This is a genomic window from Niallia sp. Marseille-Q9988 (assembly GCF_976954375.1).
Window position 1 is genome coordinate 145,122 of sequence record NZ_CDRJSZ010000005.1, and the last position, 16,797, is coordinate 161,918.

A 16,797-nucleotide genomic window follows, 5' to 3' on the forward strand; every position below is an offset into this window, starting at 1 on the left:
TTTATAAAAAAGTCAGCGATTGTCGCTGACTTTTAATTTATTTTTATTCAACTGCCTCATTCATTTTCGTTGGACTAGTTTGTTCTTCTGTTTCTTTTGGTGGAACCGCACGTTTTACGAAAAAGGAAAGTATAAGTGCGACTAATACAACTCCAACAGATATTAAGAAGGTATCATTAATTCCTTCAAGCATTGCCTGCATTCCGAGCTTTTCTTGCATAGTAGCAAGTGCTTCTGGAGTTGGTTGAGTAGTTGAATTACTCATCTCTTTCATTGCTTGAGCTGCCAATTCTTCCCCATGTGTTGCTGTACGTTGAGACATGATGGTAATCATAACTGCAGAGCCAATTGCTCCTGACACTTGGGACAATGTGTTATTTAATGCTGTTCCATGCGGATTCATTCTTTGTGGCAATTCATTTAAACCATTTGTCATAATCGGCATCATAACCATGGACATACCAAGCATACGTACGGAATAAATTAGTACTAGTGTAGTTGTTGTAGTTGTCATGGATAATTGACTAAACATATAGGTTGTGATTGCAGTCAATGTTAATCCAATTAAAGCTAGTGTTCTTGCTCCATATTTGTCAAAAAGTCTTCCATTAATAGGAGACATAATTCCCATAATAATCGCACCTGGTAATAATAACAATCCAGAGTGGAATGGGGAAATTCCTCTAACTGTTTGAATATACATTGGCATCAGTAGCATCGCAGAGAATAGTGCAATGTTAATTACAATGGTAATAACTGCTGAAAGCGAGAATAACGGGTACTTAAAGATTCGGAATTCAAGCATTGGAGTAGTCATTTTTAATTGACGAAGAACAAAGAAAATAAGAGCTATTGCACCCACAATTAAAGTGCCATAAACATGAATATTAGTCCATCCTTTTGTACCTGCAGAACTAAATCCATATAATAAACCACCGAATCCTAGGCTCGATAAAACGACAGATAAGCGATCGATGTGAATATCCACTTTTTCCTTCTTATCCTTAATTTTAAAAATCGCTAAAATTAAAACAATGATGGCAATTGGCGAAACAACATAGAATAACATTCTCCATTCATAATGTTCGACAATATATCCTGATAAGGTCGGACCAATTGCTGGAGCGAAAGTCATAATAAGTCCAAAAACACCCATTGCACTCCCACGTTTTTCAACTGGAAAACTGGTTAACAAGAAGTTCATTAATACAGGTAGCATAATGGACGACCCAGAAGCCTGTATCATACGTGAAAGTAACAATATTGGGAAGGAATGAGCCATTCCAGCCATTATAGTACCAAAAGCAAAAAGAGACATTGCTGTGATAAATAATCTTCTTGTTGAATATTTTTGAATTAAGAAAGCGGATGTTGGAATCATAACTCCATTAACCAGCATATAGCCAGTAATAAGCCATTGTCCAATAGATGGATCAATTTCGAAGTCCGCGCTTATAGATGGTAAAGCAATATTTAACAGTGTTGAATTTAGAAATGCGACAAAGGCACCAGCCATTAAAATAACAATTATGCCATATGGCGGTTTTTTTTCATTCGTTGTTGCATTTATGTTCATTCAAACAATTCCTCCTCATGACCTATATGTTCTTAATATCCTTATTGAAACTAAGCTTAAATAATAATATACCTGTAGTATAAATATTGCAATAAAAATGTTTAGAATCCCTAAGTAAAAAAAGTTTGGTTGAAATGAACGCAAGATTTTTCAGATGAACTCCTTATAACACTGGGGTTTATCTGCTAATATTCTTGTGGAATGATTGTAATTTCTTTGTGAATAACCTAGTATATAATTTGAACCAGTAGTCTAATTTTCTTCTAAAGGTGATGAAATGAACAAACGTAAACAGCATGTAATGCAGCAAGCCCATGAATTATTTATTGAAAATGGATTTCAACAAACGTCTATTCAAGACATATTAGCTGCAAGTAATATTTCTAAAGGTACGTTTTATAATTACTTTTCGAGTAAAAATGAATTGTTGATTTCTATTTTTAAGAATATCTATACGGAATTAGAATGGCAAAGGAAGCAATTATTAATTGGTCAAGATAAAGCAGATAGTACTCTTTTTATTAAGCAAATTGAAATGTTAATTAAGACAAATAACCAATATAAAATTATTTCTTTATTTGAAGAAATTCTTTTTACGAATGATGAAGAATTAAAAAACTATATAAAAAATAGAAGAGTACATGAGTTAAACTGGGTGTATAATCGATTAGTAGATATTTGTGGCTCAAAAAACAAAACCTATTTATTGGATTGCTCTATCATGTTAATGGGTATGATTCATTCTACTATTTATATGCATACTTTAGTCTATCAAGATAACACAAATGTTCATGAAATTGTTCAGTATTGTGTGAATAGAGTTCTTGATATGGTTAACCATTTATCTAATACAAAGGAAGTACTTTTAAATCCAGATATGCTTTATAATTGGCTTGCAGTTCAAACTATAAACAATGAAGATTTGGGGAAAAAGGAAATTTATTGTATGCTTTATACGTTAAAAGCGAATGTAAAAAAAGATAATGATAGGCTAACTAATCATGAAAAAATAGAACAATTATTAACATTCGTTGAAGAAGAGATAGAGATCAAACACCCAAGATATTTTATTATCGAAAGTACATTGATGTCTTTGATGCAAGAAGTAAAAGATTCACCATATGCTAAAATGGTTCTAACACTTATAGAAAGCATGGAAAAAATATATTCTAAACAGAATTAATAACTGTCAATAGGGAAAAGTCACAGTTAAAATGATGACTTTTCCTTTTTGCTATTTTCTAAAGTTTATTGGTAAAGTGGGGAATAACATTTGACTTATTCTGCACAGCCTGCCTTGTTTTTCCCCAATTTATGTCGCATGAAAAATGTAGCTGCTGCAATAATCACAACAAATGCTAAGCTAACAAAGAAGCCGATTCGAACTTGCTTTTCAATAATGGTTCCTGCAACAGCAGAGACAATAAGTAAAATACCAAATGAAGATTTTATTTTATCCCAAAGTTTTCCTTTCAGTACTTTAAAGGAAGAAAACAGAATGAAAGCCCAATTGTATAATAAAAGAATCCCAGCTGCCGTTGTAATGTATTCGAATATCTTCCCTGGTAATAAAAGGGCGGCAATAACAGAAGCAAAGAGCCCAATTCCTCCAAGAATAAAGGAAGGAAGAGGTAGCTGGTTAAATTTCTTTAATTTTTTTGTAAAGATCTTTGGTGCATCCCCATCATTTGCTAACGTAACTAACAAGCTAGTTACTCCAAATAAAGAAGCAGTCATAGTGGAAAATCCTGCAACGATAATAGCTCCATTAAAGACATGTGGAAAAAAGTTCAAATGATAATCTGATAAGGCGGTTACAAATGGACTCTCTTTTTCGGAAAACTGATCGAGTGGCGCTAAAATCGACGCCAGCCCTAGAGAAAGTACGTATATGATCACAAGAATGATTAGCATATTTGTCCCAGCTTTCGGTGCATCTTTTTTATCTTTTAACTGCATAGCCATTAACCCGATTACTTCTATTCCTCCATATGCATAAAATGCAAATAATAAAGAAATCCAGAACCCTTTGTAGCCTTTTGGGAATAGTTCATTCATGGAATGAGGAATAGAAATATCACTATTGCCTCCATGTATCCAGCCAAATACAGCAGCTGCTGCTAATCCAATAAACATAATAATCGCTGCTGTTTTGATAATAGCTAAATAATTTTCAACGCGATCAAAGCCTTTCGTTCCTAGAAAGACAACAAATAATGATAGAACAGCATAAATACACGCGAATACCCATAATGGAACTTTGGGAAACCAAAACTGTGATAAAAGCGAAAGTGCTGTTAATTGGCTGCCCATGATGAGGATATTAGAGAACCAATAATTCCATCCACAACTAAAGCCAGCCCATGGACCAAATGCTTTGTTTGCATAATAACAGAAAGAGCCTTCTTGGGGGTCTTCAGCAGTCATTTTAGCTAATTGATTAAAAACAATGTATGTACCAATAGCAGCTAAAATAAAGGTGAAAACGATGGAAGGACCCGTTTCTTTAATGCCAAGACTAGACCCTAGAAAATAGCCAGTTCCTATCGTACAGCCTACACCAATTAAGGATAGCTGCCACCATTTTAGATTTTCAGATTTAGATGAATTTGAATTGTTTTGTTTTTTCGTCATGTCTTTCTCCTCTTTCAGTAATGATGAAGGGATTACATAAAAAAGATTGCCTTACAAAGTAACCACTATTAGTATGTCAGCTTTTACAGCAATTATTTGCTTTACTTAAAATAGGAAAAATTACATTCATAATGGCTGTTTTCTAAGAGATTGTTGTTTTTTTCAATAGGAAAAAAGAATTAGTTGGAAGCAAATAGCAGCCGGAATACACGTAGACTCCTGTGGGATTAGCGCGAGTCCTTAGACCCTGCAGGAGCGTGAGCTGTGAAGCGGCTCAGCGCGAGCCCCACGGAAAGCGAAGTGTATTCCGGCTGCGGGCGATAGAAACAAACTTTGCGAAAATTGCCTTCATAATAGAAATAATTGTGAAATGATGGTAACTTAGATGAGGTGAGAATTTTTTCGTAAATGGGGAGAAATGATGATCAGATTCGACAATTACTTATTCGTTCTATTATTAAATGTTGTGCCAATTTTTATTTATTATTATTATTTTCATAAAATGAAAATTAAAAATAAAACAGTATTCACCTTTATTTATTGTTCAGCCATATTAATTTTATCCATGACATTTCCTTTAGAAATAGCACCTGGGCATATTTATGATTTAAGGACAATTCCTTGGTTGATAGCTTTTTTCTATGGAGGGTTTCCAGCAGGTTTATTGACAACTGTTGTGATGGGGATTTACAGATATATGATTGGCGTTAATGCAGGATTATTAGTGACAATGATTATCGTACTGTTATCACTACCCATTTTGTATTATGCCATCAAAAGATACAAACAGACCCAATCTTTCATAAAAAAAATAATGATAGCTTGTATTACATCGTTATTTCCTATAAGCATTGATTTAATCGCTACTTCATTTTTCACAAATAAAATAACCTTAACATTTATTGTTTATTTATATTTAGCTCATCTCGTTACTTTTATTATCTCTATTTATCTAATAGAGTCACTCTCTTATCAAGAAAGGCAGAAGGAGCAAAAACAGCAAACAGAGCGGATAAGATTAATTGGCGAAATGGCCGCTTCTGTTGCACATGAAATACGAAATCCTTTAACGGTTGTTAAAGGATACACTCATTTATTGAAAGAATCCTCCAATATCACAGAAAAACAACAAGAGATGCTTTCACTTATGGGATCAGAATTAGTCAGGGCTGAAAAAATTATAAATGATTATTTATCACTTGCTCGGCCAAATGAAGGGGTTAAAGAACAGATTGATTTAGCTGTTTTTCTAAAAAAAGTAGAAGAGATAATCAACCCCTATGCACTATTAAATAACGTAAAAATTATTAATCACGTTCATACCCCTTGTTCATTAATGCTGGGCAAGATGAAATTCTGCAATTGTTTATAAATATGATCAAGAATGCTATTGAAGCAATAGAGAGCAAGGGGGAAGTGGTTATATCCGAACAAATAAAAGAAAAATATATAAAGATTAATATTATGGATAATGGAAAAGGAATGTCTGAAGATGAACTGAACAGATTAGGAACTCCTTTTTACTCCACAAAAACACAAGGAACAGGTATCGGTACAACGGTTTGCTTTAATATTGTTCATCACCTAAACGGCAAAATCAAGATTAAAAGTAAAGTTAACAAAGGAACAACTTTTTCTATTTATTTGCCGATTGTTAGTAAATAAATGCTGTTAAAATAAATTCTTTAGTAATGCTAGTAGCCTAGCCTAAATAAAAGAGAGATGTATGGGCATAGTATAAACTACGGATAAATTTTGCTCATACATTCTTTTAAGAAGGTAAAATGTAAACACTTACAGGGGTTTTTGGTTTTTCTGAAGAATATATATAAGGAAGGAATGAATATTTCATCCGTTTTCTCACATAATAGTTTAGGAAATATAAAAACTGAGAATATTTCGAGTAAATATTTTATTTGTTGTTTTTGTGGCGACAATCACTTTATAGGTGATAAACTTCACTTTTATTCAAAAAAACTCTATTTTTTTGTCAAACTTACATTTATTTTTGTTCAAAAAGTGGTATTATATTAAAGGAGTTTAATGATGGAGAGGTTGTACACATCCTCTTCTAAGGTTTTAAAGAGGACTTTAACCAGGATTTTATTTTGTACATACCTTCAATCATTTTAACTAGAGTTGGTAAAAATATCTTTTGCAAATTTTTGTGCAGTCAATCACAAGAAATTTGTTAATAACATTTAAGCGAAAAGCTTATAGTAAAGGAGAATCAGTTATGTCAGAAACTACTGCTCAAACGAATGCTGAAAAACAACTGACTGCTACAAATCAAGACCTATTGGATCAGTTGTTAAAGCCTGAGGTACAAGAATCATTGACAACATTAATCGAGCAATTACCTAAGTTAACGGAAATGGTTAATGGATTATCTAAATCATATGATGTTGTTCAATCATTATCACAAGATGAAGTTTTTAAGGGCGATATTGTTGGTGCGACTACTGAAATGTTCGAACCAGTAATCCATTCAGTTAAAGGAATGGCTTCAGCAGCAATTGAAGCAAAAGATCGTGCTGAAGAAAGCAATGAAACAATTGGCATCTTTGGTTTAATGAAAATGTTAAAAGATCCACAAGCACAAAAGATGTTCCGTTTTCTACAGAGCTATCTTCAAATTATGTCAGAGCGCAATAATAAATAATCTTTCATGTAGAGTCTTCCAAAGTAAGCTATTTGTCTAATAAAAAGGAATTCCTTTAAGGACAATGCAGAAAAGGAAGCCTGCCAATACTTTTAAATGTAATAAGGACGGAGGATTTACTATGTCAAAACATATCGTTATATTAGGTGCTGGATACGGCGGCCTTTTAGCAGCTTTAAATGTTCGTAAATTTTACAGTAAAGCAGAAGCTACAGTTACTGTAATTAATAAATATCCAACACATCAAATTATTACGGAATTGCACCGTTTAGCAGCAGGAAACGTTTCTGAAAAAGCAGTTGCTATGCCGCTAGAGAAATTATTTAAAGGGAAAGACATTGATTTGAAAATTGCTTCCGTTGATTCTTTCAACGTGGATACAAAAGAAGTTGCTTTAGGTGATGGATCTAAACTAACTTATGATGCATTAGTTGTTGCTTTAGGAAGTGTAACTGCATACTTCGGTATCCCAGGATTAGAAGAAAACAGCATGGTTCTTAAATCTGCAGATGATGCAAACAAAATTTACAACCATGTTGAAGATCGTATTCGTGAATATGCGAAAACAAGAAAACAAGAAGATGCTACTATTTTAATTGGTGGTGGCGGACTAACAGGTGTCGAACTTGTTGGTGAACTTGCTGATATCTTACCAGGATTAACAAAAAAATACGGTGTTGATTTCCAAGATATTAAATTACTATTAGTAGAAGCAGGTCCGAAAATTCTTCCTGTCTTACCAGAAGACTTAATCGAACGTGCGACAAAAAGCTTGGAAAAGCGTGGCGTAACATTCTTAACTGGACTTCCTGTAACAAATGTAGCAGGCAATGTTATTGATCTTAAAGATGGTCAACAAATCGTTGCTAATACATTTGTATGGACAGGCGGCGTTCAAGGAAACCCATTAGTTGGTGTTTCTGGATTAGAAGTTAACCGTGGCCGTGCAACAGTTAATGAATTCTTACAGTCTACTTCACACCCTGATGTCTTTGTTGCTGGTGACAGTGCTGTATACTTCCCTGCTGATGGAGATGGTCGTCCAGCACCACCAACTGCGCAAATTGCTTGGCAAATGGGAGAATTAATCGGATACAATCTATATGCTTACCTGGAAAACGGAGCATTAGATACTTTTGATCCAATTAACTCTGGTACACTTGCTAGTCTTGGTAGAAAAGATGGAGTTGCAATCGTAGGCGGAAGCTCCACTCCATTAAAAGGATTACCTGCTTCCCTAATGAAAGAAGCAAGTAATATTCGTTACTTATCACATATTAAAGGATTATTCAGCTTAGCTTATTAATCCTAGTGAACAAAGATGAGTATGGTGCATGGCACTGTACTCATCTTTTTTTCTTTTGGCTGTTTTCTAAAAGACTTTCCATCTCGAAACGGACTGAATTTGAAATAGTGAGCAGCCTTTAATAAATGTAGATAATATATAAAATAATGAGATAGAGATAATTTCTTCCATGTAAAATAGCTTAGGTTGTCTTTTTCGGTTAAATTTGCTTTATTTTACTCCTTTTTGTTTCTTTACTTTCCTAAATTTCAGGCGTAATATCATTCATGTTAAAACAAATTAATACAAATCGCTTAATTCATTTTGGAACGGGGGACCCGACATTGTGTGAAACACTAGGGGTGAATCCTTATTAAGGAAGGGCAACTCTCATATGCCCTAATCCGACAGCTAACTCCGGAAGCGTTTAGAGGGGAGAATACTTGGCGTACACTATTATACGACTACAAAGTAATTCTTTGTAGTTTTTTTGTGTTTAAAAGTAAAGTTATGAAAAGTTTATAGTGAGGGATATATCGTGAATAAATCAACCGTCAAAAGAATCATTATTGGAAAACCTTTGAAAACAAGTGCTTTAGGAGAACAAAAATTAAATAAATTAAAAGCGTTGGCTATACTTTCATCTGATGCGCTTTCATCTGTAGCGTATGGAACAGAACAGATTTTGCTTGTCTTATCGGCAGTAGGATTCCTTGCTTATTGGTACTCTATTCCTATTGCGATTGGTGTGCTTATTTTATTGACAGCTTTGATGTTGTCTTATCGTCAAATTATTTATGCCTATCCACAAGGCGGAGGAGCATATGTTGTATCTAAAAATAATTTAGGCGAAAATGCAGGACTTATTGCAGGTGGATCGCTTTTAGTAGACTATATTCTAACCGTCGCAGTTAGTGTTTCGGCTGGAACAGATGCGATAACTTCTGCTTTTCCAAGTTTGTATCATTACAATGTTATTATCGCAATATTGATGGTTATTCTGATAACAATTTTAAATTTAAGAGGGGTAACCGAATCTGCGTCTATTTTAGCTTATCCCGTCTATTTGTTTGTTTTTACTTTATTAATTTTAATTGGTGTTGGTATTTGGAAGGTTGTAAACGGAGAAGTTCCTACAGAGCTACACACGCCGATTGGGACGACTGTTCCAGGGTTAAGTGTCTTTTTATTGTTAAAGGCATTTTCTTCTGGCTGTTCTGCTTTAACAGGTGTGGAAGCAATTTCTAATGCTGTGCCAAATTTCAAAGAACCATCTGCCAAAAATGCAGTTAAAACGTTAACGATGATGGGGTTATTTTTAGCTGTATTATTTTCCGGAATTACTTTTCTTGCCTTCTGGTTTGGGATTGCTCCGAGTGGAGAGGAAACGGTAATTTCTCAAATAGCTACCGAAGTGTTTGGAAAAAATGCTATGTATTATTTTATCCAAGTGACAACTGCCATCATTTTAATATTGGCAGCTAATACTGGCTATGCTGCGTTTCCGTTGCTTGCCGTAAATTTAGCGTCGGATAAATATATGCCACGTATATTTACAGTTAGAGGAGATCGATTAAGCTATTCAAATGGAATTGTTATCTTAGGTATCTCCTCTATATTATTAATCATTTTCTTCGATGGTCATACAGAAAAGCTGATTCCTTTATATGCAGTTGGTGTATTTATTCCATTTACATTATCGCAAACAGGAATGAGCAGAAAATGGATGAAAGAGAAGCCTGAGGGTTGGAAAGGGAAGTTAGCAATTAATTTAATTGGAGCGTTTATTACCTTTACCGTTTTAGTAATTTTGTTCACAACTAAGTTTTTTCAAGTGTGGCCAGTATTATTCTTTCTTCCTATTGTTGTTTTCGGGTTTCATAAAATAAACAAGCATTATCAAAATGTTGCAGAACAATTAAGAGTAGCAAAGCCACGTTCAGCGATAAAAATGGAAGGGAATATCGTTATTCTTCCAGTTGCCGGGGTAACGAAAGTGGTAGAGAATTCTTTAGCATATGCGGAGACGGTAGGAGATGTAGTAGTTGCTGTATATGTTGCATTTGACAGAGAGAGTGAGAGAAGAATGGAGGAAAAATGGGAAGAATTTAGACCAGATATTCGTTTAGTAACCATTCATTCACAATATCGAAGTTTGATTAGGCCACTAGCAAGATTTATTGATACAATAGAGGAAAAAGCGGCGGAACAGAAACGTAGTGTGACGGTTATTATCCCACAATTTATTACGAAGAAAAGTTGGCATAATTTCTTACACAATCAGTCCAGTCTATTGATCAAGGCACATCTATTATATAAACGAAATATAATTGTAACTACTGTTCCCTATCATTTAAGAAAATAGTATATAAAATTATTATGATATAAAGGATAATTTTTCATTTTTTTCATAACCTATTGGTAAACTTTGAAAAAAATAAAATTATCCTTTTTTTGTATAGTTAAGTAAGCAATAGTTTTCTGAAGTCAACATGGACAGCAGAAGTGTTTCTTACTAGTTATCCTAGCAAGGTGAATATTGTTAGGGAGGATATATGTGTGATATCGATGATTCTAAGGGAGTAGTATAAAATATGAGAAGCTTCTTATTAAGTATATCCATTATATCTATCTTTTTGTTAACTGGTTGTTGGGATCATTCGGAACTTAATCAAAATGCCATTGTGACAGGGATAGCAGTGGATAAAGGGGAAACCCATAAGTATAAGTTATCTATAGAGAGCACTTCTGCAACAGAGCTAAATCCCAGAACTGCTCAAGGTTTGGCTCCCGCAATTGTTTACTCGATTGAAGGGGATACAATGGGAGAGATTACCCATAAGTTTAATGTTGCAATATCTACTCATTTGGAATTTTCACATACGAGATTACTTGTCATTGGTGAAGAAATAGCTCGAGAAGGTATTCTCAGCTTTATGGATTATTTCGATAGGGATAGAGAAATAAGAGATGACTTCAACATAGTTGTTGCGAAAGATGGAGAGGCTGTTGATTTTTTGCGGATCATTAATGATTATCAAAAAGTTTCCTCTTTAAAAATATTTCCGCAGCTGGATCATATGCTTAAGGAATGGGGAGGAACACCTGGAATGAAATTAAACGATTTCATTCGTACATATTCATCAGAAGGTCAAGTTCCTGTGTTAGCAGCTATGATCATTTCAGGCGATAAAGAAATAGGAGGGAGTATGGATAATATTAAGACAACAAAACCAGGAGCAATCGCAAAAATTGATTCTTTAGCGATTTTTAAATACGGAAAGCTCCAAGGTTATCTGAATTTGCAAGAAACAAGAATTTTATTGTGGATTCAAAATAAATTGGAACGTACTTCTTTGACGATTCCTTATGAAGACCAAAAGTTTTTTGGATTACGAGTTATCCATACGCAGACGAAAATTAATGCTAGGCAAGTTAATGGAAGACCGCAAATAGATATATTTGTTCGTGCGGAATCTACACTAGATGGATCTGACAAAGGAATAAAGGCTGCAAAGGTAAACGCATTTGAAGATTTTGAAGAACGGAGCAATAGTTACTTAGAGAAGGAATTCAGTAAACTAATTAAAAAAATGCAAACAGAATATGTGGCAGACATATTTGGACTAGGAGAAATATTTAGAGACCAAGATTATAAGCATTTTAAACAATATGTAGAAAATTGGGATGCTGGTTTTAAAGATGCAAAGATAAATGTTCATGTAAATATAGAAATAAAAAGAAGTGGTTTTAGAAACAATAGCTATAAGATAAATTAAATTAACTGTCTTTTAATAATAGGAATTCTTTAAAAAAGATAACAATAGCGTTATGATAAAAAGGAGTATGAAGGAAGACTTCACAAAAGGGGAGAGGTAGAAATGAATATATCCGAGGTAATCACAGGGAGAAGAACAATAAAAAAATTTAAACCTGAAGTAGTAGATAATTCCATTATTTTGGAATGGCTACAACGTGCCAGATATGCACCGAATCATAAGATGACAGAGCCATGGAAAATTCTTTTTATTGGTGAAAAGACTCGAGCAGAATTAAAGCATAAAACAAATTTTGGTGGGGCTTCAAAGGTTTTAGCCATTTTATCACATAAAGGAAGAAACCAAATGGAACGGGATGAAAACTTATCAGCCGTTTCCTGCTTTATTCAAAATTTTATGCTTCAGGCATGGGATGAAGGAATTGGAACGTTCTGGAGTTCTGTTGGTTCTTCTGCGTTAGGAAGAAGAACATTAGGAGTGAGCGATGAATTTGAAGTCGTAGGAGTATTGGCAATTGGTTATCCAGAAGAAATTATGGCTGCGAAAGAAAGAGCTTCCATTGAGGACAAAATTACCTACTTAGATTAAGGCCTTTCGTTTTGCTTTTAAAGGTAATTATTTTTTAAAAATTTTTTCGAAAAAAATAATAACTCTAGTTGCAGGCAAGAAGAGCCTAAATAAAATAGCCGTTTATTAAACTAATAATAATACCGAACAATCATTCAGCCATTTTCGAATGATTTGTTCGGTTTTAGCTTTGGCTGGAATATTAGTGTCCCGATCACTTCCTTTTAGTCACATCTTTAGGAAAATAGACTTAGGTGCATACAAAGAAGTTTATTCCATTTTGCAAAAATGGATAGAATCCACTTATTGCGGAAATTTCGTTCAGTATATATAATAACTTGGTGTATATAAAGCAAGTGTATACTTTACGGAGTAATGCATTTAGGAGGACTTTAAATGAAAAAATTGCTGTTACTTGCAACCGGTGGAACAATCGCTTCAGTTGAAGGGAAGGAAGGACTAGTCCCCGGTTTGTCTGCAGAAGAGCTCCTTCAATATTTTAAAAATGATATTCTAGAAGTTGATGTGACTTGTAAAATTATTATGAATAGAGATAGTACGAACATGCAGCCAGAACATTGGATTATGATGGCTAAAACAATTGCAGAACATTATCACGAATATGATGGTTTTGTTATCACACACGGAACAGATACGTTAGCCTATACAGCAGCTGCGCTATCTTATATGTTGGGTGGTCTAACAAAACCTGTTGTTATTACGGGATCACAGGTACCGATTAGTTTTAAACAAACAGATGCTAAGAAAAATGTTATGGATAGTATTCGCTTTGCAAAAGAGGACATAGGGGGCGTATTTGTTGTTTTTGATGGTCGAGTGATTATTGGGACAAGAGCAGTAAAAATGCGCACCAAAAGCTATGATGCATTTGAAAGCATTAACCATCCATATGTGGCTAAAATAGAAGAAAATCAAATTCAGTATTTATGGAAGCCGGACAAGCAAACGGATGAACTAATATTGGATACAAGGATTTGTCCAGATGTATTTCTATTAAAATTGCATCCAGGAACAAAACCTGAAATCTTTGATTTTATTAAACATGTATATAAGGGTGTCATTATCGAAAGCTTTGGTAATGGAGGATTACCTTTTGAGGAGAGAAATCTCTTGCCAAAAATAGAAGAAATGGTAAACGCAGGGATAGCAGTGGTCATTTCTACACAGTGTCTGGAAGAAGGACAAGATCTCTTATTATATGAAGTGGGAAGAAAGGTTTCTCAATACAATGTTATATTATCTGCTGACATGAATACAGAAGCCATTGTTGCAAAATTAATGTGGGTACTGGGCAGTGAACAATCATTAAGTGAAATAAAGAGAGTGATGGAAAGTCCGATAGCCTATGATCTTTCAGTAGAATGGGAGAGTTAAAGAGCTGTTCTGATTCAATTAGATACAAATAAAAAAGCCCTATCAAATCGGTTTGAACGATTAGATAGGGCTTTTTTCATTCCATCTTAAGAAGGAGAATAACATCAATTTCAAGGTAGGTTTATGTACCTAATTTTGTTCTGTCTGCTTTGTCGTAAAAATTGCTAAAAATAGATTGATTGTTTAGAAAACAGCACTTTTGAAAGTAGAGAGATGGAAATATTTTTCTGATATATAAAACTTTTGATCTATTGAAGATAAAAGCAATAAAAAAACGTGACTATAGAATTATATACTAGTAGAATAATAGATAATATCATAGGTAATAAAGAATACATAATTGGGGTAATAGAAACGGATAGTAATAAGGTGATAGGTTTAAAGATGCCTAATAATGAATTGAGACATTAGAACTAGGAGGAATGTATTGGTGAAAAAAGTAGTAGTACCTGGTATATTTCTAGCAGCATTATCTTCTCCACTTTTTATGGAAGAGGCTCAGGCTGCTTCCATTACCAAATATGTAGAAGTGAATAAGGGATCGGTATTAAATGTAAGAGTCGGTCCATCAGTGAATACAAATATTGTAACAACATTAAATACTGGGACGAAAGTAAATGTCCTTTCTGAAACAAATGGTTGGTCAAAAGTAAATGTAGACGGAAAGACTGGATATGTATCATCCACGTATTTAATTACAAAGCAAGAAAATTCGATAAAATATGTTTCCATCAACCCGTCTTCTACCTTAAATGTTAGAGAATCTGCTTCTACTAAAGCGAAGGTCCTAACAAAGCTCAAACAGAATACCAAGGTTGAAGTAGTATCGGAATCTAATGGCTGGTCAAAAATTAAAGTAAATGGAATAAATGGTTATGTTGCATCAGAATACATAAAAGCTGATCAAACAGAGGAAAAGAAAACAACTGATACATCAAATGAACAAAAAACAGCAACTAAATATGTAAATGTAAATACTGGATCGAGTTTGAACTTAAGGAATAGTCCGTCTAATTCAGCTTCTATTATTGTTAAATTGGCAAAAGATGTAGGCGTAACGGTTTATTCTGAATCAAACGGTTGGTCAAAAGTGGAAGTATATGGAAAACAAGGTTATGTGGCAACGCAGTATTTAGCTGACAAAAAATCAACGGTTAATTCAGAGCAATCAAAAGAAACAGGTGTTAAAACGACAACAAAATATGTAAATGTAGCCAAAAACTCATCGCTAAATTTGCGTAAGGAAGCAAATACGAGTAGTTCTGTACTAACGAAGCTTTCTAGAGGGGCGAAGGTTACGGTTCTCTCAAGCGCAAATGGCTGGGATAAAGTAAATGCATCTGGAAAGACTGGCTATGTAAGCAATAGTTATTTGTCAGATAAGCAAATTACCGATACTACTACCGAGGCATCTGATACAGAAAGTGGACAAAGTAATTCGGACAAGTCACCGACAATAATCACGAAAAAAGTTAATGTGCAGACGGGATCTAATTTAAACGTGAGATCGAAAGCATCAACAAGTGGCACAATAAAAGGAAAGCTTACAGCAGGAACGGTAGTAACAGTAATATCAGAGAAAAATGGCTGGTCGCAAATTAAGACGAATAATCTAGAAGGGTATGTAAGCAGTGAGTACTTAACAAGTGTTACTACCCCTGAAAATGGAACAGACGACCAAACAGATCCAGAGGAAGACAAGCAGCCAGAGGAAGCACCAACAGCAGTGGAAAAGATTGTTAATGTCCAAGCGGGTTCTAGCTTAAATATGAGAGCTACACCATCAACGAGTGGAACAATCTTAAGCAAGCTTGCAGCAGGAACAGTAGTAACTGTTCAATCAGAAGAAAATGGTTGGTCCAAAATAATAGTGAATAATCTGGAAGGGTATGTTAGTACAGAATATTTAACGGCTAAAGATAATGGAAGTACTAATGTAACAATAAATAAGAGTTATGTTAATTACAATCTGACTTTAGAAGACATGACTAATATTCAATTAAAAGTCAATCCACAAACGGATACAAAATATGATACATATATCAGAGAAGATGCGATTGTATTCAAAACATCTGATTCCACAAAAGGAACTGTACTTGGTAGTGGCTGGAGATTGCGTGGAGGTGCTGGAACCGATTATTCTGTTGTTAGTACTTTAACGAGTGGACAGGTATTAACGGTTGTTTCCAAAGTAAAAGGAACGGATGGATACTACTGGTATAAAGTAGATTATTCACAGGCTTGGGTTAGTGCTAGTAAAGAAGATACTGCCTATTATCTAAACCCCGATAACTTTATTAATAGTGATATCCAATCTTTGCAATTTCTTAAATTGTCTGCAAAAGCAAATGTGGATGATAAAGAAGTAGATAGTAAGATATTAGCTGGTAAAGGTATATTAGCTGGTAAAGCATCTGCTTTTGTCACTGCGGCTAATGCTTACGGAATTAATGAACTATACTTGATTTCTCATGCTCTTTTAGAGACTGGAAATGGTACTTCTACTTTGGCAAATGGTGTTGAAGTTAATGGTAAAATGGTTTATAACATGTATGGTATTGGTGCCTATGATGGATCTGCTATTTCAAGTGGTGCCGAATATGCCTATAATGCTGGCTGGTTTACACCTGAAGCTGCGATTATAGGTGGTGCAAAATTTATTGCGCAAGGTTATATCAATGCTGGACAAGATACTTTATATAAAATGAGATGGAATCCTGATGCAGCTGAAAAAACAGGGACAGCAACACATCAGTATGCTTCCGATATAGGCTGGGCAACAAAACAGGTAAATCAAATTTATAATTTATATAGTTTAATAAGTACATATACATTAAACTATGAAATTCCAACCTATCAAGTAAACGCTAAGTAAGAGACTATAAGTTCTTTCAATCAT

Annotated in this window: 12 protein-coding genes and 1 riboswitch; of the genes, 10 read left to right on the plus strand and 2 right to left on the minus strand. The window is 34.3% G+C overall.

Annotated features, from left to right (window positions below; all coding sequences use genetic code 11):
- Positions 1 to 43 precede the first annotated feature (43 nt).
- A complete protein-coding gene (locus ACWNMZ_RS10575; RefSeq protein ID WP_235252616.1) occupies positions 44 to 1,576 on the minus strand; it encodes a DHA2 family efflux MFS transporter permease subunit in 1,533 nt (510 codons plus the stop codon).
- A 277-nt stretch (positions 1,577 to 1,853) separates the two neighbouring features.
- Between ACWNMZ_RS10575 and ACWNMZ_RS10580 the strand changes: the two genes are divergently transcribed.
- Positions 1,854 to 2,759 carry a TetR/AcrR family transcriptional regulator gene (locus tag ACWNMZ_RS10580; protein WP_031539090.1) on the plus strand — a complete coding sequence of 302 codons (906 nt, stop codon included), beginning with the start codon at positions 1,854 to 1,856 and terminating at the stop codon, positions 2,757 to 2,759.
- Between the two features lie 95 nt (positions 2,760 to 2,854).
- Here ACWNMZ_RS10580 and ACWNMZ_RS10585 read toward each other — a convergent pair whose 3' ends face one another.
- On the minus strand, positions 2,855 to 4,210 hold the full coding sequence (locus tag ACWNMZ_RS10585) for an amino acid permease (RefSeq protein ID WP_031539089.1): 1,356 nt from the start codon (positions 4,208 to 4,210) through the stop codon (positions 2,855 to 2,857).
- Between the two features lie 421 nt (positions 4,211 to 4,631).
- On the opposite strand from ACWNMZ_RS10585, the gene ACWNMZ_RS10590 reads away from it, so the two are divergent.
- From ACWNMZ_RS10590 to ACWNMZ_RS10630, 9 genes are all read left to right on the plus strand, one after another.
- The gene (locus ACWNMZ_RS10590) at positions 4,632 to 5,582 is read left to right on the plus strand and encodes a histidine kinase dimerization/phospho-acceptor domain-containing protein (RefSeq protein ID WP_031539088.1); all 951 of its coding nucleotides are present in this window, start codon (positions 4,632 to 4,634) and stop codon (positions 5,580 to 5,582) included.
- A gap of 2 nt (positions 5,583 to 5,584) precedes the next feature.
- Complete coding sequence (locus ACWNMZ_RS10595; protein ID WP_109769099.1) at positions 5,585 to 5,875, plus strand: sensor histidine kinase; 291 nt, start codon at positions 5,585 to 5,587, stop codon at positions 5,873 to 5,875.
- Positions 5,876 to 6,446: 571 nt separating this feature from the next.
- Positions 6,447 to 6,872: a DUF1641 domain-containing protein gene (locus ACWNMZ_RS10600; protein ID WP_031539086.1), complete on the plus strand. Its 426-nt coding sequence runs from the start codon at positions 6,447 to 6,449 to the stop codon at positions 6,870 to 6,872.
- Positions 6,873 to 6,993: 121 nt separating this feature from the next.
- The gene (locus ACWNMZ_RS10605; protein WP_031539085.1) at positions 6,994 to 8,178 is read left to right on the plus strand and encodes an NAD(P)/FAD-dependent oxidoreductase; all 1,185 of its coding nucleotides are present in this window, start codon (positions 6,994 to 6,996) and stop codon (positions 8,176 to 8,178) included.
- 280 nt (positions 8,179 to 8,458) lie between these two features.
- A riboswitch (cyclic di-AMP (ydaO/yuaA leader) is annotated at positions 8,459 to 8,597 on the plus strand.
- Between the two features lie 98 nt (positions 8,598 to 8,695).
- Positions 8,696 to 10,522 carry an APC family permease gene (locus ACWNMZ_RS10610; RefSeq protein WP_031539084.1) on the plus strand — a complete coding sequence of 609 codons (1,827 nt, stop codon included), beginning with the start codon at positions 8,696 to 8,698 and terminating at the stop codon, positions 10,520 to 10,522.
- Positions 10,523 to 10,751: 229 nt separating this feature from the next.
- Positions 10,752 to 11,936, plus strand: a complete 1,185-nt coding sequence (locus tag ACWNMZ_RS10615) for a Ger(x)C family spore germination protein (protein WP_031539083.1) — start codon at positions 10,752 to 10,754, stop codon at positions 11,934 to 11,936.
- A gap of 102 nt (positions 11,937 to 12,038) precedes the next feature.
- The gene (locus tag ACWNMZ_RS10620; protein ID WP_031539082.1) at positions 12,039 to 12,524 is read left to right on the plus strand and encodes a nitroreductase family protein; all 486 of its coding nucleotides are present in this window, start codon (positions 12,039 to 12,041) and stop codon (positions 12,522 to 12,524) included.
- Positions 12,525 to 12,899: 375 nt separating this feature from the next.
- Positions 12,900 to 13,898: an asparaginase gene (locus ACWNMZ_RS10625; protein ID WP_031539080.1), complete on the plus strand. Its 999-nt coding sequence runs from the start codon at positions 12,900 to 12,902 to the stop codon at positions 13,896 to 13,898.
- Positions 13,899 to 14,328: 430 nt separating this feature from the next.
- Entirely contained in the window at positions 14,329 to 16,773 is a 2,445-nt protein-coding gene (locus ACWNMZ_RS10630; RefSeq protein ID WP_251627382.1) for an SH3 domain-containing protein, read from the plus strand.
- Positions 16,774 to 16,797: the final 24 nt, after the last annotated feature.